The sequence below is a fragment of the Candidatus Rokuibacteriota bacterium genome (assembly GCA_016188005.1).
Classification (GTDB): domain Bacteria; phylum Methylomirabilota; class Methylomirabilia; order Rokubacteriales; family CSP1-6; genus UBA12499.
This window is the reverse complement of sequence record JACPIQ010000068.1, coordinates 136,354-157,956: the sequence shown is the minus strand read 5'-3', so window position 1 is coordinate 157,956 and position 21,603 is coordinate 136,354. Positions and strand designations below refer to the sequence as shown.

Below are 21,603 nucleotides of genomic sequence, written 5' to 3'. Positions count from 1 at the left end.
CTCAGATGACATCGGCGAAGGTGCGCTCCGCCCGCCTGAAGACGGACAGGGCGAGGATCGCGAAGAGGGTGACGGCGAGGGCGCTGAGCCCGACGGCAGCCAGATCGGGCGCCACGCCGTGGAGGAGGGCCCGTCGGTAGCCGTCGATGATGGGCGCCATCGGATTGAGGAGGTAGAAGGGCAGGAGCCACTCCGGGATGACGCTGATCGGGTAGGCGACGGGGCTCGCGAACATCCAGAGCTGGAGGAGCAGCGGCAGGCCGTGACCGATGTCGCGGAAGTTGACGTGTGCGGCCGAGGTGAGACTCGCGACACCGAGGGCGAAGAGCATCTGGACCACGAGCAGAGGGAGCGCCCAGAGGGCGGTGAGCGTCACGGCGACGTGGTAGTACGCCATCATGGCGAGGAAGAGGGACGCGGACACCAGGAGATCGAGGGAGCCCGCGATGAGGACGGCCACGAGGAGCGTCGCCCGCGGGAAGTGGATCTTCCGGATCAGGGAGGAGTTCCCCACCATGGTGGTGGTGCCGCCGCTGATGGCGCTGGCGAAGTAGGTCCAGAAGATGAGGCCGCTGTACGCGAAGATCGGATAGGGCAGGCCGTCGCTCGGGATCTTCGCGAAGAGGGAGAAGACCAGGGTGAAGACGACCATCATGGACAGCGGCTGCAGCACGGCCCAGGCGATGCCCAGCACCGTCTGCTTGTAGCGCGCCTTGATGTCGCGGCGCGCGAAGCTGACGATCAGGTCGCGATGGCGCCAGAGGTCGGCGATCATCTCAAGCATGGCGTGTCCTCGATGGAACGGGCGCGCCGTGCCGGCGGCCCCGGAAGGGCTGGAGCCGGGCGGTCCGGGGCACGGTGACCGCCGCCGCCTCCGCCGCCTCCGCCCGCGCCGCCAGGGTCTGCAGCACGATGCTGGTACCGATGAGGTGCTGGTAGAGATCGAAGTAGGCGACGGTGAGGAAGGCCCCCGCCACCAGGAAGGGATACAGGGACAGCTGGGTCATCTCGGCGTAGCGGGACAGGTAGCCGTGCTCGGGATCGCCCCGCCAGCGCTTCCGGATCCGCCTGAGGTGGACGAGCGTGTTGAGCAGGAGCGCCATGTAGAGGGCAAAGCCGAGGAAGCCATGCTCGCCCAGGACCTCGAAGTACAGGCTGTGGGCGTCCCGGACCTTGACGTAGAGCCCGGGGTGGTACCTGTCCCAGATCTCCGCGTTGTGGAAGGCGCGGAAACCGGCGCCGGTGAACGGGCGGCTGAGCGCCAGGTTCCAGGCGACGCTCCAGGCCTCGATGCGTCCCGCGGCGGACTGGTCGCGCGTCTCGGCGCTCTCCTGGTCGGAGATGGAGCCGAGGCGCAGCCACAGGCGCTCCGGGAGCAAGGGCGCGGCGACGAGTGCGGCGACGACGATCGCGACGGCAAACCGCAGGCGCCAGGGGGAGCGCCAGATGAGGATAGCCAGGATCACCGTCAGGCCGAGAAAGGCGCCCCGGGAGTAGGTGAACAGGATGGCGATGATGGTGAGGGCGAAGGTCGCGCGCAGGAGCAGCTTGAGCCACCGGCGCGGCTCCTCCCGCGACAGGTAGAGCAGCAGCGGCAGCACCATGCAGAGGGCGAGCCCCAGGGTGTTGTTGTCGGCGAAGAAGGTGGTGCCGGGACCCTGCACCACCTCGCCGCCGCCGGTGCGGAGCACCCACAGCCCGCCCTTGAAGCCGTAGAAGCCCAGCGACAGCGCCATCACCAGGTAGAGGGCTCGGAGGCGGGCGCGGTCCTGGAAGAGCGCCATCGTCACGAAGGTCATCAGCATGGACTTGAGGACCCAGTCCAGCTTGCCCGCGGCCAGCGTCGGGTTGTGGGCGAGGAGGGTCGTCAGCGTGAAGTGAGCGGCGAGGGCCGTCATGAGGACGGTGCCGGTGACGCGGGGGACGGGCTTGCGGTCCTTGGTGAGCAGGAATCCGGCGAGGGTGGCGACCCCGATGAGCATGGCGACCGGGAGCACGCGCCCGAAGCCCCACGTGAGCTGATGGGGGGCCATGTACGCGATCCACGACCAGGCCAGCACGCCCACCCAGGGGCGCCTGAAGCTCACCGGCACCAGCCCCAGGAGAAGAATGGTGAAGACGACGTCCCTGAGCCCGCTCATGGAGAGTGCCGCCCCCGACCGGTCCTCGATACCTGCCACTCCCCCCACCAGCGGCCGGCAGCGGCGAGGAAGTCCAGCTCGCGCTCGAAGGCGTCCCGCCGCCGGCAGAGAGCGGAGAGCCAGGCCGCCAGCCGCGCGAGGAGCCACCGGTAGCTGAAGAGGGAGACGCCAAGGAGCCGGTGGCCCGCCGGGGGCCCGGCCCGCAGGGCCATTCCCTCGGCGCCGTCGAAGTGCCAGCGCCGGAAGTACGATGGGCGCATCCGTTCCTCCGGGATCTTGTGCCACACGACCAGCCGCGGGTCGTACAGGACATGGGCGCCCGCCGCCAGGGCTCGCCTGACCATGTCCACGTCCTCGCCGCTCTTGAGCCGGGTCCCGACTCGACCCAGGGTGACGTCGAAAGGCCCGATGGTGTCCAGGAGAGAGCGCCGAGCCGCCAGGTTGGCACACCAGAGCTGGAGAGTTCCACGCTCCTGCACCAGCCACTCCCGGTGTTCATGGTCCACGAGAGCCAGATTACCGTAGAGCCACCGATTCCGAGCAAGCCATCCGGGGAGCGGACCCGACCAGTCGGGCAGGATCCGCCCTCCGATCATGTCGGCCTTCGACTCGCTCAGCAGGGTCCACAGCATCGCGACCCAGTCGGAGGCCGGCCTCACGTCGTCATCGGTAAAGGCGACGACCTCCCCCTTGCCCACCGCCACCCCTGCATTCCGGGCCCAGCTCACGCCCTGCCGGGGCTCGAAGAGGTAGGTCACCGGTGCCGGAGCCCGGGCGGCGAATTCCCGCACCACGGTCGCGGTCTCGTCGCGGGAGTTGTTGTCCACGATGACGATTTCCCAGTCGACCGCCACGGGAGACCGCTGGGCCGCAAGCGCCTCCAGCGTGTGGCGCAGCGAGGGCGCACGGTTGTGGGTGCACACCATGACCGTCATATCCATCCTGGTCACTCCGCGCCGTGACGGGCGCGGCCGCCAGCCGGCTGCTCCCCGCCGGCTCTCGACGCCCGCCATTCCCCCCACCAGCGGCCAGCGGCGGCGAGGAAGTCCAGCTGGAGCTCCAGGGCATCCGGCCGCCTCCGGCAGGCGGCGACCAGCCAGGCCGCCAGCCGGACGAGGAGCCACCGGTAGCTGAAGAGGGAGACGCCCAGGAGCCGGCGGCCCTCCGGGGGCCCGGCCTGCAGCGCCATTCCCTCGGCGCCCTCGAAGTGCCACCGCCGGAAGTAGGACCGGCGCATCCGCGCCGCGGGGATCTTGTGCCACACGAGGAGGCGCGGGTCGTAGACAACCGCGACGCCATGGGCCAGAGCGCGGGACAGGAAATCGGTGTCTTCTCCCCCGTGGAGCTTCGCCCCCCTCCGTCCCAGACCGGGGTCGAAGGAGCCGACTCGGGCAATGGCCTCGCGCCTGATGGCCACGTTGCAGGTCCACACGCGAGGGTGACGGGTCGCGGGGGTGATCCGCTCGACGGTCCCGTGGTCCATCAGGGCGAGGGCGTGCAGGAGGGTCCGGGACCCGCTGAGCCACGGAGGCGCCGGACGGGGCCAGCGGGGGAGGACGCGGCCGCCGAGGATGTCTGCGGAGTGCTCGCGAAGCAGAGGAAGGATCGCGGCAACCCAGTCCGGGCCCGGGAGCACATCGTCGTCGGTGAATGCGATGATGTCCCCCGTGGCGTGGTCGATGCCGGCGTTCCGGGCCGCGCTCACTCCCTGCCTGGACTCGAACACGTACTTGACGGGCATCGGACCACGGGCGGCGAACTCCCGTACGACCGCCCCGGTCTCGTCGTGCGAGTTGTTGTCCACGACCACCACTTCCCAGGCGAGCGTCGGAGGGACCTGCTGTTCCCTCAGCGCCTCGAGCGTGTCACGCAGGGACGCGGCCCGGTTGTAGGTGCAGACGATCACGGTGACGTCCATCGTGGTCACCACGCGCTCAGACGGGATCGCCCGGCCGCAGCCGGCTCGCTGCGGTGGGCGAGCAGCTCCCGAAGGTCTGCGCCGAGCCGGGTCCCGATCGCTTCCCAGGTATACCACTCCGCGACGAGGCGGCGCCCCGCCTCGGCCAGCGACTCGCGGGCCACGGGGTCGCGCAGGAGGTCCACGACCGCAGCCGCGAAGGACTCCGGCGTGTCCGCGATCCTGAGATGGCGCCCCGGAACGACGTCCAACCCCTCAGCGCCGATGGAAGTCGACACCACGGGGGTGCCCAGCGCGAAGGCCTCGAGGATCTTGATCCGCGTTCCGCCGCCGACGCGGAGCGGCGCCAGGCTCACCGTGGCGCGCGACACATAGGGGGCGACGTCGTCGACGCGGCCGGTAACGATGATGCGGTGTCCGTCGTGCATGCGGCCGAGGGTCCCCCGCAGATCGTCACCGACCAAGTACAGCCGCACGTCGGGCACCGCCTCGGCGACCCGAGGGAGGATCTCGCGGACGAGCCACATCGCCGCATCGACGTTGGGCTCGTACCGCATGGTGCCGACAAGGACGAGACTCGCGGGATCGCGTGGCCGCGTCGGAGCGTGGAGCAACCGGGCCGGGACACCGTTGGGCACGACGAGCACCGCGCCGCGGTGGCGGGCGGGGAAGAACCGTCGGTCCGGGTTCGAGCACACGACGACGCGGGCATAGCGCGATGGCGCCCGCCGCTCCAGCCGGCGGAGCTTCAGGTTGTCCAGGCGGAGGGCGAGGCCCCACGGGCCCGCGGGCTCGAGTGTTAGCCGCCGATTCTGCTTTACGGACTCGAGGTCGTCGAGATCGACGATGGTCTTGCCGCGATCCGTGGTCAGCCACTCGGCCACGAAGATGCGCTCGGCCCAGACGAGGTCGGCCCGCTGGGCCAGCGCTGCGGCGCGCTCGACGAGCGGCACGCCCGCGAAGTCGCTGACGAGATGCGGTGTCCGCGAGATCACGAACTGCCGGAGCACGTCCCGCCGGCTCCGGGAGCTGGCGTGCCCGGGCGCTGACGGATAGGGCAGGGCTTGGAGCGTGTCGCAAAGGTCGCGTAGCGGTCCGAGATCGCCATCGTCGCACGGAAGCTGATTATCACGATAGCACACGAGATCCACGGGGCCCAGACTGGTCAGCGCGTTCAGGACGTGGAACATCCGCTGGGTCAGTCCCGAGTCTAGCGGGTACGGGACGCGCGGCGCGACGAAGACGGTCCTGAAACTCATTCGACGGTCACGCTCTTGGCGAGGTTGCGGGGCTGGTCCACGTCGCAGCCGCGGAGGACGGCCATGTGATAGGCGAGCAGCTGGAGGGGGACGACGCTCACCAGTGGCGCCAGGAGCTCGGCGGCCGGCGGGATGGGGATCACCCAGTCCGCGCGCCGGGTGATCTCGGTGTCGCCGTCGTGACAGACGGCGAGGATGCGGCCACCGCGCGCGCGCACCTCCTCGAGATTCGCCACCATGCGGTCGTAGGAGGCATCCCGCGGGACGAGCGCCACCACGGGCATCTGCTCGTCGATGAGGGCGATGGGGCCGTGCTTCATCTCGCCGGCCGCGTAGCCCTCGGCATGGGCATAGGTGATCTCCTTCAGCTTGAGGGCCCCTTCCAGGGCGATGGGGAAGTGCACGCCCCGCCCGAGGTAGAGGAAGTTCTGATGCGTCCCCACCTCGCGGGCGATGGCCCGGACCGCGGGCTCGGCGCCGAGGGCCCGCTGGATCAGCGCCGGCACCTCCGCGAGGTCCGTGAGGCGTTTCTGCGCGTCCCGCTGGGTGAGGAAGCCGCGTCTGAGACCCAGGTGGAGCCCGAGGAGGTAGCAGGCCGTGAGGGTGGCCGTGAAGGTCTTGCTGGAGGCCACCCCGATCTCGGGGCCGGCATGCGTGTAGAGGACGCCGTCGGTTTCTCTCGCGAGCGCCGACCCCACGACGTTGGTGATGGCCAGCACCGGCGCCCCCCGCAGCCGGGCCGCCTTCGCGGCGCCCAGGGTGTCGGCCGTCTCCCCCGACTGCGAGATGGCCACCACCAGCGAGTCCGGGCCCAGGATGGCGTCGCGGTAGCGGAACTCGGAGCCGATGTCCACGTCGGCGGCGATCCCCGCCAGCCGCTCGATCATGAAACGGCCCACCAGCGCGGCGTGGTACGAGGTGCCGCAGGCGACGAGCACCACGCGGCTCAGCCGGGCGAGGAGGGCGTCGGACAGGTTCGCCTCGCGGAGGCTGACGGTGCCGGCCTCGGCGTCCACCAGGCCGCGCGCAGTATTGGCGACGGCCAGCGGCTGCTCGTGGATCTCCTTGAGCATGAAGTGGGGGTAGCCGCCCTTCTCGGCCATGGCAGCATCCCAGGTGATGAGCGAGGGGGGGCGCTCGACGAGCCGGCAGTCGCGGCTGGACAGCCTCACGCCGTCGCGCTCGATCACCGCGACCTCGTCGTCCTGGAGGACGGTGACGGTGCGGGTGTGGGGGAGCACGGCCGGGATGTCGGAGGCCACGAAGGCCTCGCCAGCGCCGAAGCCGATTACGACGCTCCCCGCGCCCCGCTTGGCCGCGATGATCCGGCCCGGCTCCGTCTCGCTGAGGACGCAGAAGGCATAGGCCCCACGGATCTCGCCCAGGGCCGCGCGCACGGCCGTCTCGAGGTCGGCGGCGTCGGGGAGGTAGTGCTCCACCAGATGGGCGATGACCTCGGTGTCGGTCTCGGATCGGAAGCCGTGACCGATGGCCTCGAGCTGCTCCTTGAGCGCCACGTGGTTCTCGATGATCCCGTTGTGGACGACCACGAGCCGGCCGGTGCAGTCGGCGTGCGGATGGGCATTGCCCTCCGAGGGACGCCCGTGGGTGGCCCAGCGCGTATGGCCGAGCCCGACGCTGCCCCGGAGCCCGTCGGTGGCGAGGCGCTCCGCGAGCGCGCCGATCCGTCCCACGCTGCGCCGGACCTCGATGCGCGCGCCGTCGAAGACGGCCAGGCCGCTCGAGTCGTAGCCGCGGTACTCCAGGCGCCGGAGCCCCTCGAGGAGAATGGGCGCCGCCGCGCGTTCACCGATGTAGCCGACGATTCCGCACATGGGGAGGATCCTCCACGGTCAGGGTTCAGCCAAGCGGTAGTACGCCAGCCTCAGGGCGTAGGTCGGGAGATGGTCCTCGCGCGGCCCGCCGCGCCGCAGTTCCAGGGGTGGCGTCCGGGGCGTGTTGAGCCCGTGCTGGGTGGTCACCGCCCAGGCGAATCCGGCCTCGCGCACGAGGTGCTTGACGGTCTCGGTGTAATCCCTTGCGCCCCCGTTCGGGTACGCGAAGCCGCGAATCGCCCCTCCAAGGTGCCGCTCGATGTCGCGCTTGCAGCCGCAGATCTCCTCCCGGGCCCGGTCGGCGGAGGTCCGCGAGAGGATCGGGTGGCTCACGGTGTGAGCGCCCACGGCGAAGCCCAGGCCCTGGAGGGTCTGCACCTCGTCCCAGCTGAGCATGAGGCTCTTCGTCTCCCCTGGCGCGCTCCCCCCGAGCTGGTCCAGGATCCGGTCCAGGCCGTCCCGGCGCTCCTCGTCCGTGACGCGCTTGAGGTATCCCAGGGTTGCCTCGAGTGCGCGGAGGCGCTCCTCCCGGGTGCCGAGGGGCAGGATGCGATCGGCCGCCAGGCGCAGGGCGTCTCGCGGGGTGGTCTTCAGTGCGATGGCCAGCTGGTCGAACCACGGGATCTGGCCGGTGCCGATGCAGCCCGTCGTCAGGAAGATGGTGGCCGGGAGGCCGTGGCGGGCCAGGATGGGCGCCGCCTCGGTCAGATTGTCGCGGTATCCGTCGTCGAAGGTGATGGCCAGCGCGTTGCGGGGCACGCGGCCCGAGCGCATGCGCTCCACCAGGTCCTCGACGGTGAGAACGCGGTAATGCCGGGCGATGTGGGCCATCTGCGCCCCGAAGACCCGCGTCGGCATCGCCGGAAGGAACGGATCCCCGGCATCGCCCACTCGATGGAAGGTGAGCACCTGGAAGGTCGGCCCGCGTCGCGCGCGGCCCGCCAGCGCCGTGAGGGGTCCCACGATGCCGCCGTGATACAGGGCGCTCGACAGGGCGCGGAGGACCGCCACCTTGGCTGTCACGCCCGGTCCCCGTGCCGCTGGTGCCAGGCCTCGAGCATCACGAGGGTCCAGAGCACGCTGCCGTAGAAGGCGGTCGAGTCCTCCGCGTGGAGACGGAACAGGGACTCGACGGCGCCCGGGGCGAAGTAGCCCCGCTCGAGCGCCCGTCGGGAGAGCAGAGTGTCGCGCGCGAACTCCCGGAATCCCCGGTGGCTGCGGAGCCAGTCCGACACCGGCAGCCCGAAGCCGTGCTTCTTCTTGGCGAGAATCTCTTGGGGCAGGAGCGGGGCGAAGGCGCGCTTGAACAGATGGCGCTTCTCGGTGCCGCGAACCTTGTGCCAGGCCGGCAGGGTGGCCGTGAACTCCACCAGCCGCCGGTCGAGCAGCGGGAAGCGCACCGCCAGCCCTGCGGCCTGGGCGGTCCGCGTCACCTTGAAGAGATCGTTGTCGGCGAGGGTGATCTTGAGGTCGACGTAGAGGAGCCGGTTGAGCTCGCTCGCAGCCCCGGCCGCGTCGAAGTGCCGCTGGGCGACCAGGCGCGGCCAGTCGGGCGTGACGGCCGCCTGGAAGTCCGGGTGCAGGAGGCGGCTCCGCTCCCGGGCGATGAAGAACTCACTATCGTAGAAGCGCGCCGGATTCGGCGTCGTCGCGCGCTGGACGTAGCGCTGGGCCTTGCCCAGGGGGCCAAGCCCCCCCGGGGGCAGGGCACGGAGAACCGGCTCGATGACCCGTGTGCGGAGGGCCGCCGGAAGCCGCTGGTAGCGCGCGAGGATGCGCTCGCGCCGGTACCGCTCGTTGCCACCGAAGATCTCGTCACCGCCGTCGCCCGCGAGCAGCGTCTGGACGCCCGCATCCCGCGCCAGCCGCGCGCAGAGGTAGGTCGGAATCGCCGAGTCGTTGCCGAACGGCTCGTCGTAGGCTTCGATGAGGTCGGGAACGCAGGCCAGCGCGTCGTCCGCGCCGACGAGCTTCGTGTAGTGGGCTGCCTCGAAGCGCCGGGCCGCCAGCTCGGCGTAGGCGAGCTCGTTGTACCGCTCCTCGGAAAAGCCGATGGAGAAGGCGTTCACGCGCTCGCCGGCCATGCGGCTCATGAAGCCCACCACGGTGCTGCTGTCCGTCCCGCCGCTCAGGAACGCCCCCGCCTGCTTCGGGTCCAGGCCCCGGATCGCCTCACGCACTGCCTCCTCCGTGTGCCGCCAGAGCGCTGCCGCGGCGGCCGCTGTCGGGAGCGGGCGCTCGTCGTAGCGGAGGTCCCAGTACCGCTCGAGGGTCAGGCGCCCGTTCTCCCAGACGAGGAGGTGCCCGGCGGGCAGCCGGCGGACGGCCCGGTGCATGGTCTGAGGCGCGGGCACCGTGCCGAAGTTCAGGTACGCGTAGGCGGCATCGGGATCGAGATCCCGACTGACCCCGGGGATGGCGAGCGCCGGGAGGGGACGCGAGCTGAAGCCGAGGGTATCTCCCGTCGCGGCGTAGTAGAGGCGACGCAGCCCGAAGGGATCGACGGCGAGGAGGAGCCGCCGGGCGGGGGCGTCCCATAGCGCCACGGCGAAGGCCCCTCGCACCTGGTCGAGGCCCCGCCCCTCCCGTGCGAGCAGCGAGTCGAGAAGGCGCCGCTCCGGTGAGGTGCCGGCCTCGGGCCCGGACAGCTCCTCGGGGTTCGTCAGGTCGAGATCGCCCACGGCCCAGCCCCGCTCGCATTGCTCCACCCAGAGGCCGTCGCCGGCCGCAGCCAGGCCGGCTCCCGGCAGCGCGATCCGCCACGTCTTGCCGGCCTGCGGCGCGCGGGCGAGGAGCGGCGAGAGGTCGTGCGCCTGCACGGGCCGCCGCGGATCCCTGAAGGCGATGCCGGCGATGAGCGTCATGATGCGGAGAGCCCTCGACGGAGGCGCCGGAGCGCGGGCACGGCCCGGGTCTCCATGGCGAAGAGGGACTTGCCGTAGATGCCGGGATGGAAGAGCCGGAGCCGGACCGTCTCGTGGGCGCCCATGGCCCAGCGTGACTTGTACTCGTTGTCGCCGGGTCCCATGTCGTACTCGTGCACCCCCTCACGGTCGAAGAGGGCCCGGACGATGTGGCCGCTGAGATGGGCGCCCGGCGAGAGATCCTCCGGGAGGCTCGCGTCGAAGTCGGCCCGGAGCGCGTGGACGTGGCCGTCTGCCTCCAGCTGGTACTCGGTGGCCACCGCGCGCCCGTCGAGCCTCAGCACCCAGAGCCGGAGCCATCCCCGCGCGCTGGCGCGCTCCGTGAGCCCGCGGAAGAACTCCGGCATCCCCGGCATGTTGCCCATGGCCAGGCGGCGCGGCCCCTTCCAGCTGCGCAGGGACACGTCCAGCGCCTCGGCGAAGGGGCCGCCGTCCACGGCGAGATTCCGGTGCTCCTCGACGCCGACGCACCCCGCCTTCTCGAGACGATTCCGCACGCTGCGGAAGGTCTTCTTGAAGCGCTGGCTCGTCTGCGACCAGAAGGCCTCCCAGGTCCCGCTCACGTCGAGGTACGGCGAGCGGAGGGTGGCCGCGCGCTGGCAGGGGACGCCGCCGGGAGTCCTGGACTCGAGGACCTTCACGATCGGGGAATCCACGGGCATCTTGTCGAGGATCAGCAGGTCCCAGTCCCCGCGCGCGACGAGGTGCGCCATCACGGCGTCGGTGACCTGTTCCGGGCCGCCGGCCATGGGCCAGTCGACGAACGGCGTGTCGGGGGCGTCCAGCGTGCCGAGCACCTTGACGGGCAGGCCTCGCAGCCGCGCGCCCCAGCGCGCCAGCGGGACCAGGGCGACGGGACCGGCGGTGTCCTCCACGAGGAGCAGGAGCGGACGGCGGGCCGGGACGGCGGCGCGCCAGCAGCAGGCGAACCAGTCATGGCTGAGAAAGGGCGAGGCGCATCCGCCTGCGGTGGCGACCTCCCGCCACACGGGCGCCAGGGCCTCGAACTCCTCCGGGGACTCCACCCGCCGCACCTTCATGTCCCGACGCGCACCCTCGACTCGCGTGGCGCATGCCGGGCCGGCCGTCCCTTGGGCACGACCGTCTCGACCAGCTCCAGCAGCTGCGCGCTCGCGGCGTCCCAGGAATGGTGCGTCTGGACGAAGTCCCGTCCCTGGGCGCCGATCTCGGCGCGGAGCCCCGGATCCTCGAGGAGCTCCGTCACCCGCTGGCTGAAGCCGGGAGTGCCGTCCTCCACGTGGAGGTGACGGCCCCGCGTGGCAGCGATCCCCTCGATCCCCTGGGAGGTCGTCACGACGGGCACGCCGCTGGCCATGGCCTCGAGAACCCCCGTCTGCAGTCCGCGGGGGGCTGCCAGGGGGGCGATGGCGATGGCCGCGCGGTGGAGGAATGGGCGCACGTCGCTCACGGGCGCTGCGACCACCACGCCGGGGATCTGCTCGAGCGCGCGGATGGACGGTGGCGCCTGCCGGGCGGGCACGACGAAGCGCGCGTCCGGGATGCGGGCCAGGACGCGCGGGAGCACCGATCGGCAGAACTCGGCGGCGGCCTCCGCGTCGCCGTCGGTCTCGATGGCGCTCACGCAGAGGGCCGTCGGCGCCGACGGGAGCCGGAGCCCCGGGGTGAAGTAGTCGGAGTCCACGCCGTTGGGGATGGCCGTCGTGGGAGCCCAGGGGGCGAAGGTCGCCAGCACACGCGCGCCCTGGGGGCTGCCGACGAGACAGCGGGCGGCCCGCCGGGCGACGGCGGCCTCCGCCAGCCGGAGCCGCATGCCCTCCGTCCGGTAGAAGCTCGCGCCGGGGAACGCGCGGACCTGGGCCTGGCGCAGCCACCACTCCGAGTCGATGTCCCCGAAGTCCATGAGGACCGGGATGTCCGTCCCCAGCTCCAGGGCGTAGCGGATCATGCTCGATGCCGAGACGAGGACGAGGTCGTAGCGGGAGGTGCGCACCCGGTCGCCGAGCCGGGTGCTGAGGGCCTCCGAGCGGTGATAGGCCATGGTGCAGGACTCGCCGGTCGCGAGGCGCACGGCGCTGGACACCGTCTTCCAGCCGCGCGGCACCACGGCGAACTCGATGTCGCCGAACTCCTCGCGGAGCGCCGAGACGCAGCCGACCGGATTGGGCTCGTCGGTGACGAAGGCGAGCGTGAGCCGGTGGGACCGTGCGAGGCAGCGCGCGAACCGGTACTCCCGTCCCACCTCCTCGACACGGCGGGGAACGGGCAGCCAGCGGCCGAGCATGAGAATGTTCATGTGGGGGTCCTAGGGCAAGTACTTCGTGAGCGTCGGGCCGATGCGCTTGGTCAGACCCAGGGGCAGCCGCTTCCACGTCTCGACCGCCAGGCGCATCTTCGGGTTGGAGGGGCTCAGGTTTGGCAGCGCCGCGCCGTCCCGCAGCACGTACTGGTAGGGCAGGGGCTCCGGCTCGAAGCCCCAGTGGCGCTTGAAGTGGTAGGGCCCGGTGCCCTCGCGGCTCCGGCCGAAATCGAAGAGGCGGAAGCCGGCCCGGGCAGCGTGACACATGAGCTCCCAGTACATGAAGTCGTTCACGGCGTACTGGAAGGCCTCCCGCAGGGCACCGCCGTAATAGGGCAGGACCTGGTCCTCGTAGAGGAGCGTCAGGACCCCGGCGACCATCCGGGCGTCCTTCCAGACCGTCAGGAGCTCGCAGTCCTTGCCGAACTCCTGTGCGATGGCATGGAAGAGGCCCCGCGGGAAGACCGGCGAGCCGAGCATGTGGACGCTCGAGGCGTAGATGTCATAGAAGCCGTCGAGGTGCTCCGGCCCGAATTCGACGCGCAGTCCGAACTTGGCGCCCTGGCGCGTCATCCGCCGCTGCTTGCGAGGGATGGCCGCGAGGTTCTCGTCCTCGGAAGGCGAGATGGGCCGCGAGAAGCTCACGTAGAGTGCCTTGGTGGGAAGGTTCATTCGCTGGGGCGCCCGGTGGCGCAGCTCCACGTAGCGAGCGCCGAGCCGCCGGGCCAGCCCGCTCGCCGAGTCGAGCAGCGCCTGGCGGACCTCCCCGGACCGGGCGCAGATGCCTCCGTAGACACCGTAAGGGACCGAGACGAGGGCCCGGCCTCCGAGCGGCCCGCGCACCTCGAAGAGCGGCAGCACGCCCTCGATGCCCGTGGCGCCTCCGGCGAAGAGGTAGTGGGGGCGGTGGCCGAAGGCCGTCTGGACGGCGTGCTTCCAGGCGATCAGGTGGAAGGGGCTGCCGTCCGGCGTTCCGCGGACGAAGGCGTCCCACTCGACAGTCTCGTCGCTCAGCACGCGAACGTCCATGGCTCCTCTACCTTGCCGACCCGAGCAGGATCCGCACGATGCGCTCGGCCGCCTTGCCGTCCCACAGCTCGGGGAGCTCGCCCGCCGGCCAGCGCCCCTCGGCGATCTGTCGCCAGGCCGAGAAGATGGCCTCGGGCTCCACGCCCACGACCCGGTTGGTCCCGCGCGCCACCGTGATGGGCCGCTCGGTGCTGGTCCGGAGCGTGAGGCAGGGGATGCCCAGCGCCGTGGTCTCCTCCTGAATGCCGCCGGAGTCGGTCAGGACGCAGCGGGCGTGCGCCATGAGACAGACGAAGTCGAGGTACGGCAGCGGGTCGATGAGCCGTAGCCCCGGCACCGCCGGCAGGCTGCCGCCCATGCCGGCCAGGCGCTGCCGGGTGCGGGGATGCACCGGGAACACCACCGGGATCTCGGCCTGGATCCGCGCCACCGCGGAGACCATGCGACCCAGCGCCTCGGCGCTGTCAACGTTGCTGGGCCGGTGCAGCGTGAGCGCGGCGTAGGCGCCGGCCTCCACCCCGAGGGTCCCGAGGATCGGCGACTGCTCCGCTCGCTCCCGGTAGCGGAAGAGGGTATCGATCATGACGTTGCCGACGAAGTGGACCCGGTGGGCCGGGATTCCCTCGCGGGCGAGGTTCTCCTGCGCGGCGGGTTCGGTGGTGAAGAGGAGATCGGAGATCGCGTCCGTGAGCACGCGGTTGATCTCCTCGGGCATGGTGCGGTCGAAGCTCCGGAGCCCGGCCTCCACGTGTGCCACGGGCACGCCGACCTTGACCGCGGTCAGCGCCGCGGCGATCGTCGAGTTGACGTCGCCCACCACGACGACGATATCCGGGCGGGAGGCCGCGAGGACCGGCTCCAGGCGCTGCATCACGCCGGCGATCTGGGCCGCCGCCGTCCCGGACCGGACGTCCAGGTTCACGCCCGGCGTCGGGATCTCGAGGTTGGCGAAGAAGGCCTCCGACATCCGGACGTCATAGTGTTGCCCGGTGTGGATCAGGGTCGTCCGTGCCTCGGATCGATCCCTGAGGGCGGCCAGGATGGGGGCGATCTTGACGAAGTTCGGCCGGGCGCCGACCACAGCGGCGATCTTCATCGCGGGTCTCCGACGGGCAGGAGATCCGAGTCCGCGAGGACCTCGCAGGCCGGGGCGAAGCGGAAGTCCAGCAGGAGCCGCTGCAGCCGCCCGGCCACCTTGTCCGCGTTCACCGTGTGCCGCCACCAGGAGAAGGCGTTGACCGGCTGTCTCGGCTGGTCCGGATCCACGTCCCAGGGATGCAGGTAGACGATGGCGGGCTGGCGCTCCCTGAGGTTCAACCGCGAGATCGCCCGGCGCGTCATCGCGTAGGGCAGGAGGCGGAAGTAGCCGCCACCGGCCACCGGGAGGCGGCGTCCGAGAAGGGTGACCGTCGAGAGCGGGAACTCGGTGATCCCGCCGGTACCGTTGACCGGCAGCCGGTGCGGGAACCGCGGGGCGTCGGGGATCCCGTAGCGGTCGTGCAGGATGGGGAAGATGCTCGAGTCGTACAGGAAGCCCGCCTCCCCGAGGACCTCGAGACTCCACAGGGTCTCCCGCATCACCGAGAAGGTGGGGGCCCGGTAGCCCAGGACGGGCGCCCCCGCCGTGTCCTCCAGCACCTTCTTGGCGCGCCGGACGTCCTCCGCGAACTCGTGGCGCTCCAGGTGCTGGATCATCCGGTGTCCGTAGCCGTGGCAGCCGATCTCGTGGCCCAGCGCCGCGATCTCCCGCACGAGGGCCGGGTGGCGCTCCGCCACCCAGCCCAGGACGAAGAAGGTGGCCCGCACCCGCTCCCGGTCGAGGATGTCGAGCAGCCGCCTGGTGCTGGACTCGACCCGGCTCTCCAGCCCCGGCCAGTCCGCGGGACGAAGAACGCCGGAGAAGACCTCGGCGTGGAAGTACTCCTCGACGTCAAACGTCAGCGCGTTCTTCATGGGACCCCACCTCGGCCAGGAGAGGCTCGTCCGCCCGCTCCGCCTCGGCGAAGAACTGGGCCGACCGGGCGAGGCCGCTCACCAGCGACACCCGCGGCGCGCATCCCAGGAGCTCGGTGGCCAGCGTGGTGCGGGCTGTCATGGGCGTGCCGGGCTCGGTGGGCCGCTGCCTGAGACGTGGGACGGCATCGCTCCGGAGCAGCCGCTTGAGGATGTCCAGCACCTCGAATGCCGAGGCCGGCTGCCCCGAGCCCACGTTGATGACGCGCCCGGCGGCCCCCGGGGAGACCGCAGCCGCCCGGGTCGCCTCCACCGCGTCGTCGACGAAGGGGAAGTCCCGGGCGCGCCGGCCGTCTCCGGCGATGAGGGGGCGACCGCGACGCCTGAGGGTGTCGATGAGGGCCGGGACGAGCGCCCCCCCGGAGATGCCGTTCTGCCTGGGTCCGTAGACGCTGAAGTACCTGAGCGCGACCGTCTGGAGTCCGTGGGTGCTGTGGTAGGCGCGACAGTAGATCTCGCCCGCGAGCTTGGAGGCGGCGAAGACCGAGACCGGATGGGCGGGGCAGTCCTCGCCGACGGGTGTCGCAACCGTGGGTCCGTACACCGACGCGCACGAGGCGAAGACGACCCGGGGCACACCCTCGGTGGCCGCGCCGTGGAGGACGTTGAGGGTGCCGTGGACGTTGACCGTGTGCAGCTCCATGGGGTTGGTGAGGGCGACAGGGCTCGGGGGGACGGCCGCCATGTGGAAGACGCATTCCGCGTTGCGCATGGCCCGGCGCACGAGCCGGTCGTCCCGCACATCCCCGATCATGAGCTCCAGGCGCCGGCCCGGCGCGAGTGCTCCCGACGGTCCGTTGCCGCCGCCCCGGCCGTCAGCCGCCCCCTGGAGGTTGCGGAGCGACCCCGTCGAGAGGTTGTCCAGCACGCGGACCACCGTGCCGCTCTCGAGGAGCCGATCCACGAGATGCGACCCGATGAACCCAGCACCGCCCGTCACGAGCACGATACCCATGGTGACTCCTCAGAGGGTGACGATCGACGGGTGCGCCCGCCGGTACGCCTTGAGCGCGTTGCGGGTGTCCACGACCAGCGGCGCGCGCTCGACGACGGCCGCGTAGTCGAAGGCGGAGTGGTTGGTGAGGATCAGCACGCAGTCGGCCGCCGCGAAGGCCTCGCCCGACGGCTCCACCGCGCTGAACTTGTGCCCGTCCACACTGAGCTGGGGCGTGAACGGGTCCGCGTAGGACAGGCGGGCGCCCTTGCGGGCGAGCATCTCGATGATCTCGAGGGCCGGAGACTCGCGGATGTCGTTGACGTCGGGCTTGTAGGTGACGCCCAGGACGAGCACCGAGGCCCCGCGGACCGCCCGGCCGCGCTCGTTGAGCGAGTCGGCGACCAGCGTGACGACGTGCTCGGGCATGGCACGGTTGATCTGGTCGGCCAGCGCGATGAACTGGGCCTCGTAGCCGGTGAGCCGGATCTTCCACGACAGGTAGAGCGGATCCACCGGGATGCAGTGGCCGCCGATGCCGGGCCCCGGGTAGAAGGGCATAAAGCCGAAGGGCTTGGTGGCCGCGGCGTCGATGACCTCCCACGGGTCCACGCCGATCTTCCGGCAGGCGAAAGCCAGCTCGTTCGCCAGCGCGATGTTCACGCTCCGGAACGTGTTCTCCAGGAGCTTGGCCGTCTCGGCCACCCGTGGGCTGGAGGCCTCGAAGACGCTCGAGGTCACGTGCCGGTAGAGCGCGGCGGCCAGCTCCGTGCAGGCCCGCGTGACGCCGCCCACCACCTTGGGGATGTTGGCCGTCGTGAAGCGCTGGTTGCCCGGGTCCACGCGCTCGGGCGAGAAGGCCAGGAAGAAGTCCGTGCCGATCGTGAACCCCATCGACTCGAGCCTGGGCTGCACCACCTCCTCGGTGGTCCCCGGGAAGGTGGTGCTCTCCAGCACCAGGAGCTGGCCGCGACGCAGCCGCGGCAGGAGGTGCTCCATCGCCGAGAGGATGAACGAGATGTCGGGCTCCTTGCTCTTCCGCAGCGGCGTGGGGACGCAGATGATGATGGCGTCAGCGCTCCCCGCCTCCTCGAAGCCGGTCGTGGCCGTCAGCGTGCCCGCGGCAACGAGCGGGGCGAGGGCGTCGCTCGACACGTCCACCAGGTACGACGTGCCCCGGTTGAGCAGGCTCACTCGCTCGAGGTCGAGGTCGACGCCCCGCACCTTGAGTCCCGCCCTGGCCAGCTCCACCGCCAGCGAGAGCCCGACGTAGCCCATGCCGACGACGGAGACGCGGGCCGTCTTCGTCTCGAGTTTCTGCTTGAGGGTCGCTATCCAGTCGGTCACCGGGATCTCCTCTCAGGCCTTCGGGTCGTGACGCACGTACGACCGGTAATAGCTGTAGTACTGGTTCACCGCCTTGACCGGCACCTGGTTCAGCACGACGCCGATGATGGGCGTCCCGGACTTCTCGATGATGTCCTTGGTGCGCAGCAGCTCGCGGGGACGCGTGACCCCGGCCTGGACGACGAGCAGGACGCCGTCGGCTGCCGCCGCCATGTAGAGGTTGTCCGGGATCAGCAGGATCGGGGACGAGTCGAGGAGGACGAACTCGGCCTCGGCGGCCATGGTCTCGAGGACCTCGGTGAGCCGCTGGGAGCCGAGCCCCGTGCGCGACAGCGCTGTCGAGGAGGTGCCGCGCGGGGACAGCCACACACCCTCCGCCACCGGGCTCATGGCCTCTCTGAGATCCCCGGTCCCGGCCAGAAGGTCGCTGAAGCCCTTGTTGTTGGGGGTCTTGAGCGTCCGGTGCAGCGTCGGGCGGTGGAAGTCCGCATCCGCGATGATCACGTGCTTGCCGACCTCCCCGAAGGTCAGGCCGAGGTTGACGACCACCGTGGACTTCCCCTCGCCGGGCAGGGCACTGGCGACCATGATCCGCCGCATGGGCAGCTCCCGCCCGAGGAGCTGGATCTCGACCCTGAGCCGTCTGAAGGCCTCGAGGAACAGGAAGTAGTCCTCCTGCCGCATATCCTCGGGCTGGCCGCTCCCCAGGAGGAACATCGAGCGGCGGGAGCGGACGAGGGGAATCGTCGAGAGGATCGGGAGGCCCGTGAGCTGGCGGATGTCGTGCTCGGACTGGACCGGCCGGTTGAAGTACTCGACGGCCATCGGCACGCCCGCCCCCGCCACGAGCGCCAGCACCACCGCGATGCCCAGGAACTTGAGCCGCTTCTGGTTCGCGGCGGGGAAGGGGACCTGGGGAGGATCGATGACCTTGACGACCTTCATCTCGCCCTGCTCCCGCATGCGTGCCGCGGTCAGCTTCTCCGAGAGCAGGGCCTGGAGCCGGCGGTTGGAGTCGTTGTCGCTGTTGAGGCGCGTGAACTCCATCTCGTCCTTCGAGAGACCCGACAGGCTACGCCGGAGCCTCGCGCCCTGATCGCGGAGGGCCTCCTCCTGGGCGCCGAGCGCCAGGACCGAGCTCTCCAGGGCCGCGACGGTCTCGGCGAAGGCGGCGCGGTCCTGGGCGGGCACCGCACTGGCGGTCGAGGCCGCGGCGACTTGCGGCATGTCCTTCACAGCGTCCCCCAGCTCTGCCCGGACCTCGTCGATCTGCCGGCGGGTTCCCGCCACGCGCGGGTGCCGATCGGTGTAGAGCGACTCGTACTCGAGGAGCTGCCGCTGGAGGGTGGCGAGCTTGCCCCGAAGGAGCTGGATCCGCGGCGAGGGCGGCGCTGGCGCCGCGGCTGCGACTCGCGGCGCCGCCGGCGCCGGCGGCGGGAGCGTGTCCAGCTTGGCCTTCATGGCGGCGAGCCGGCTCTGGCTCATGTTCCTGTTGGCCTGGATCTCGGCCAGGGTCTGCTCGACCTGGGCCAGCCGCTGCACCGTCTCTGCATTCCGGGCGGGCGGCTTGATGCCGCCGCGCGCCAGGGTGAACTGGCGGAGGGCCCCGTCGCTCTGGGCCAGGGCCTGGCTCACCTGACTGTGCTGCTGCTCGAGGAACTCGCGGGTGACCTTGGTGTCGTCCACGTTGAAGGAGCGGGTGCGGGAGAGCAGGGCCTCGATGTAGGTGTTGGCGATGTCGAGCGCCGCGCGGGGCTTCGAGGCCTCCGCCGTGATGGCCACGATCCCGGAATCCCCCTGCGGAGTGAACCGCACGCGCGCCTGCTGGAGCTCGGCCAGGGCCCGGCGCTGGGGGCTCTCCACCACGATCTCCTCCCCGCGAAGCCGGCGAATCCAGTTCTGGAACTCGAGGGCGTGGTCCCGGGAGTAGGGGTTCTCGATCAGGTCCTCGACGGTGGCCCGGGGCAGGCTCTCGATCACCACCTCGGCGAGGCTCCGGCTGCGGAGGATCGCGAACTGGACCGAGAGCGGCCGGAACGGCGAGAACTCCTGGAAGAGCGGCGTCCGGTCCGGCTTGTTCTCGATCAGGATGAGGGCCGAGGTCCGGTACCGCGGCGGCTCCTGGGAGAGGAGGTAGGCGGTCGGCACGAAGGCGAGGAGGGCGAGGGCGATCCCGGCCAGCACCCACCGCTTCCGGCGAGCGACGACGGACCGGGCGACCTGCTTGAGAATCGTCAGGATGTCCATGTGGGCATGTTCCCCTTGTCAGGCGTGGGTCGATCAACCACGGCTAGCGCCCTCTCGCGAAGAGAACGACTTGGATCGTGTTCAGCAGGATGAGCAGATCCAGGAAGAGAGAGAGGTTCTTGATGTAGTAGAGATCGTACTGGAGCTTCTCGAGGGCATCCTCCAGCGAGGCCCCGTAGCGGTACCGGACCTGCGCCCAGCCGGTGATCCCGGGCTTCACCGAGAGCCGTTCCATGTAGAACGGGATCTGCTTCTGGAGCTCGTAGACGAATTCGGGCCGTTCGGGGCGCGGGCCGATGAAGCTCATGTCTCCGACCAGCACGTTGAGGAGCTGCGGCAGCTCGTCGAGCCGGGTGCGCCGGAGGATGCCGCCGACCCGGGTCACGCGCGGGTCCTGCTGCTGCGCCCAGACCGGTCCCGTCTCCTTCTCGGCGTCCTGGCGCATGGAGCGGAACTTGTTGAGGATGAACACGCGGCCGTTCTGGCCCAGCCGCGGCTGGCGGAAGAGCGCCGGACCCGGCGACTCGAGCTTGATCGCCAGAGCGGCCAGCGCCATGAGGGGCAATGCCACGGCGAGCCCGGCGAGCGCCAGCAGTACGTCGGCGAGCCGCTTGATGATCTCGGTGCGCGGGGTCTTGACGAAGCCGTCGGAGAAGATGAGCCAGCTCGGCCGGAGATCGGTCACGAGGATCTTCCCCGTCTCCTTCTCGTAGAAGGTGGGCCAGTCCTCTACCTGGATGCCGCGGAGGCGGCAGTCGAGCAGCGCCTTGCCGGGGAAGCTGCCGCGCCGGTTCATCTGCGCCACGACCACGAGGTCGGGCCGCAGCTCGTCCACGATGGCCGGCAGATCCTTGATCTTGCCGATCAAGACATGTCCGTCGGGGATCGTCTCGGGAGCGTTCGGGTTGTCGTCGAGGAAGCCGATGACGGTGAACGGCCGGGCGCCAGTCTGTTGCAGGCCGGCGATCACCTTGCCGATGACCCCGGTGCCGAGCACCAGCACACGGATCCTCATGTGCCGGTGCGACCAGGGCCCGAGCCAGGCCGCGCGCCAGGCGAGGAGGCCCACCGTGGCCGCGATCCCGATCTCGAAGTAGGCGGCGCGCCCGAGCCTCAGGTGCGGCACGACGAAGCCCCCCGCGGCGATGAGGAGACCGGTGACCGCCTGGCAGGCCAGGAGGCGCGCGACCATCTCGCGGCGCCCCAGCGGGAGGTGGATGTCGTAGAGGCCCCCCAGGTGCAGCACGAAGGGGGCCAGGGCCATCACGAAGACCAGCTTGGGGAGCGGTTCGCTCTGGCCGAGCCAGGAGCCGGTCAGTGTGACGACGTGGAAGGCCCCGTAGATGACGGCCAGGTCTCCGGCGAAGAGGAGGAGAGACAGGCTCGGGATGTAGTGCCGGAATATTCTCAGCATGGCTCGCTGGGGAGGGATGCGCAGCAAGCCGGGTGCCAGGAGAGGCTGATACCGCCTCTCTCAACCTATTGATTCCTAAGCCTCACCTTACCAGGGTGTCGGGGAACTTTGCTGGCCACACAAGGTAAGAAAGGCGCCAGTCGCGCCAATTCTGCGCGGCTCCGCGCCTTCCTCACGAGGCGTCCAATAGAATCGGCTGCTTCAGAGACGCCGCCGGGTCATGCAAGAGTTGCGTAGGGGCGCCAGAAGTGGGGGGTGCCTACA

At 70.7% G+C, this 21,603-nt stretch carries 17 protein-coding genes; all 17 read right to left on the bottom strand.

The features are described from left to right. Position 1: 1 nt before the first annotated feature. The 17 genes from HYV93_13840 to HYV93_13760 are packed head-to-tail and all read right to left on the bottom strand — an operon-like array spanning position 2 to position 21,339. Entirely contained in the window at positions 2 to 784 is a 783-nt protein-coding gene (locus HYV93_13840; protein MBI2527052.1) for an ABC transporter permease, read from the bottom strand. After that, on the bottom strand, positions 777 to 2,141 hold the full coding sequence (locus tag HYV93_13835; protein MBI2527051.1) for a putative O-glycosylation ligase, exosortase A system-associated: 1,365 nt from the start codon (positions 2,139 to 2,141) through the stop codon (positions 777 to 779). The genes HYV93_13840 and HYV93_13835 overlap by 8 nt, the downstream gene beginning before the upstream one ends. Beyond that, the gene (locus HYV93_13830; protein ID MBI2527050.1) at positions 2,138 to 3,076 is read right to left on the bottom strand and encodes a glycosyltransferase; all 939 of its coding nucleotides are present in this window, start codon (positions 3,074 to 3,076) and stop codon (positions 2,138 to 2,140) included. Before HYV93_13830 ends, HYV93_13835 begins: the two co-directional genes overlap by 4 nt. Positions 3,077 to 3,087: 11 nt before the next feature. Next, complete coding sequence (locus tag HYV93_13825) at positions 3,088 to 4,068, bottom strand: glycosyltransferase family 2 protein (protein MBI2527049.1); 981 nt, start codon at positions 4,066 to 4,068, stop codon at positions 3,088 to 3,090. Next, a complete protein-coding gene (locus HYV93_13820) occupies positions 4,065 to 5,318 on the bottom strand; it encodes a glycosyltransferase (GenBank protein ID MBI2527048.1) in 1,254 nt (417 codons plus the stop codon). The genes HYV93_13825 and HYV93_13820 overlap by 4 nt, the downstream gene beginning before the upstream one ends. Next, positions 5,315 to 7,153, bottom strand: coding sequence for a glutamine--fructose-6-phosphate transaminase (isomerizing) (glmS, locus tag HYV93_13815; protein MBI2527047.1), 1,839 nt, complete (start codon positions 7,151 to 7,153; stop codon positions 5,315 to 5,317). Before glmS ends, HYV93_13820 begins: the two co-directional genes overlap by 4 nt. A gap of 18 nt (positions 7,154 to 7,171) precedes the next feature. Next, complete coding sequence (locus HYV93_13810; protein MBI2527046.1) at positions 7,172 to 8,176, bottom strand: polysaccharide deacetylase family protein; 1,005 nt, start codon at positions 8,174 to 8,176, stop codon at positions 7,172 to 7,174. After that, on the bottom strand, positions 8,173 to 10,017 hold the full coding sequence (locus tag HYV93_13805) for an asparagine synthase (GenBank protein MBI2527045.1): 1,845 nt from the start codon (positions 10,015 to 10,017) through the stop codon (positions 8,173 to 8,175). Before HYV93_13805 ends, HYV93_13810 begins: the two co-directional genes overlap by 4 nt. Beyond that, positions 10,014 to 11,117: a GNAT family N-acetyltransferase gene (locus HYV93_13800; GenBank protein MBI2527044.1), complete on the bottom strand. Its 1,104-nt coding sequence runs from the start codon at positions 11,115 to 11,117 to the stop codon at positions 10,014 to 10,016. The genes HYV93_13805 and HYV93_13800 overlap by 4 nt, the downstream gene beginning before the upstream one ends. Next, a complete protein-coding gene (locus HYV93_13795; protein ID MBI2527043.1) occupies positions 11,114 to 12,352 on the bottom strand; it encodes a glycosyltransferase in 1,239 nt (412 codons plus the stop codon). The genes HYV93_13800 and HYV93_13795 overlap by 4 nt, the downstream gene beginning before the upstream one ends. Positions 12,353 to 12,361: 9 nt before the next feature. Next, positions 12,362 to 13,384 (bottom strand): FemAB family PEP-CTERM system-associated protein, encoded by a 1,023-nt coding sequence (locus HYV93_13790; protein ID MBI2527042.1) that lies wholly within the window; start codon positions 13,382 to 13,384, stop codon positions 12,362 to 12,364. Between the two features lie 7 nt (positions 13,385 to 13,391). Beyond that, the gene (gene wecB / locus HYV93_13785; GenBank protein MBI2527041.1) at positions 13,392 to 14,480 is read right to left on the bottom strand and encodes a UDP-N-acetylglucosamine 2-epimerase (non-hydrolyzing); all 1,089 of its coding nucleotides are present in this window, start codon (positions 14,478 to 14,480) and stop codon (positions 13,392 to 13,394) included. After that, positions 14,477 to 15,337, bottom strand: a complete 861-nt coding sequence (locus HYV93_13780; GenBank protein MBI2527040.1) for a DUF3473 domain-containing protein — start codon at positions 15,335 to 15,337, stop codon at positions 14,477 to 14,479. Before HYV93_13780 ends, wecB begins: the two co-directional genes overlap by 4 nt. Then, entirely contained in the window at positions 15,315 to 16,352 is a 1,038-nt protein-coding gene (locus HYV93_13775; protein MBI2527039.1) for an NAD-dependent epimerase/dehydratase family protein, read from the bottom strand. Before HYV93_13775 ends, HYV93_13780 begins: the two co-directional genes overlap by 23 nt. Positions 16,353 to 16,361: 9 nt before the next feature. Continuing rightward, positions 16,362 to 17,666: a nucleotide sugar dehydrogenase gene (locus tag HYV93_13770; GenBank protein ID MBI2527038.1), complete on the bottom strand. Its 1,305-nt coding sequence runs from the start codon at positions 17,664 to 17,666 to the stop codon at positions 16,362 to 16,364. Positions 17,667 to 17,690: 24 nt separating this feature from the next. Next, positions 17,691 to 19,925: a polysaccharide biosynthesis tyrosine autokinase gene (locus tag HYV93_13765; protein ID MBI2527037.1), complete on the bottom strand. Its 2,235-nt coding sequence runs from the start codon at positions 19,923 to 19,925 to the stop codon at positions 17,691 to 17,693. Positions 19,926 to 19,968: 43 nt separating this feature from the next. Further along, the gene (locus HYV93_13760; protein ID MBI2527036.1) at positions 19,969 to 21,339 is read right to left on the bottom strand and encodes a TIGR03013 family PEP-CTERM/XrtA system glycosyltransferase; all 1,371 of its coding nucleotides are present in this window, start codon (positions 21,337 to 21,339) and stop codon (positions 19,969 to 19,971) included. Positions 21,340 to 21,603: the final 264 nt, after the last annotated feature.

Excerpts from the sequence above, each read along its gene's own strand:
- HYV93_13790 (MBI2527042.1), bottom strand. The coding sequence starts at position 13,384 with ATGGACGTTCGCGTGCTGAGCGACGAGACTGTCGAGTGGGACGCCTTC.
- HYV93_13795 (MBI2527043.1), bottom strand. The coding sequence starts at position 12,352 with ATGAACATTCTCATGCTCGGCCGCTGGCTGCCCGTTCCCCGCCGTGTC.
- HYV93_13780 (MBI2527040.1), bottom strand. The coding sequence starts at position 15,337 with ATGAAGAACGCGCTGACGTTTGACGTCGAGGAGTACTTCCACGCCGAG.
- HYV93_13760 (MBI2527036.1), bottom strand. The coding sequence starts at position 21,339 with ATGCTGAGAATATTCCGGCACTACATCCCGAGCCTGTCTCTCCTCCTC.
- HYV93_13830 (MBI2527050.1), bottom strand. The coding sequence starts at position 3,076 with ATGACGGTCATGGTGTGCACCCACAACCGTGCGCCCTCGCTGCGCCAC.
- HYV93_13835 (MBI2527051.1), bottom strand. The coding sequence starts at position 2,141 with ATGAGCGGGCTCAGGGACGTCGTCTTCACCATTCTTCTCCTGGGGCTG.
- HYV93_13800 (MBI2527044.1), bottom strand. The coding sequence starts at position 11,117 with ATGAAGGTGCGGCGGGTGGAGTCCCCGGAGGAGTTCGAGGCCCTGGCG.
- HYV93_13765 (MBI2527037.1), bottom strand. The coding sequence starts at position 19,925 with ATGGACATCCTGACGATTCTCAAGCAGGTCGCCCGGTCCGTCGTCGCT.
- glmS (MBI2527047.1), bottom strand. The coding sequence starts at position 7,153 with ATGTGCGGAATCGTCGGCTACATCGGTGAACGCGCGGCGGCGCCCATT.
- HYV93_13805 (MBI2527045.1), bottom strand. The coding sequence starts at position 10,017 with ATGACGCTCATCGCCGGCATCGCCTTCAGGGATCCGCGGCGGCCCGTG.
- wecB (MBI2527041.1), bottom strand. The coding sequence starts at position 14,480 with ATGAAGATCGCCGCTGTGGTCGGCGCCCGGCCGAACTTCGTCAAGATC.
- HYV93_13820 (MBI2527048.1), bottom strand. The coding sequence starts at position 5,318 with ATGAGTTTCAGGACCGTCTTCGTCGCGCCGCGCGTCCCGTACCCGCTA.
- HYV93_13775 (MBI2527039.1), bottom strand. The coding sequence starts at position 16,352 with ATGGGTATCGTGCTCGTGACGGGCGGTGCTGGGTTCATCGGGTCGCAT.
- HYV93_13840 (MBI2527052.1), bottom strand. The coding sequence starts at position 784 with ATGCTTGAGATGATCGCCGACCTCTGGCGCCATCGCGACCTGATCGTC.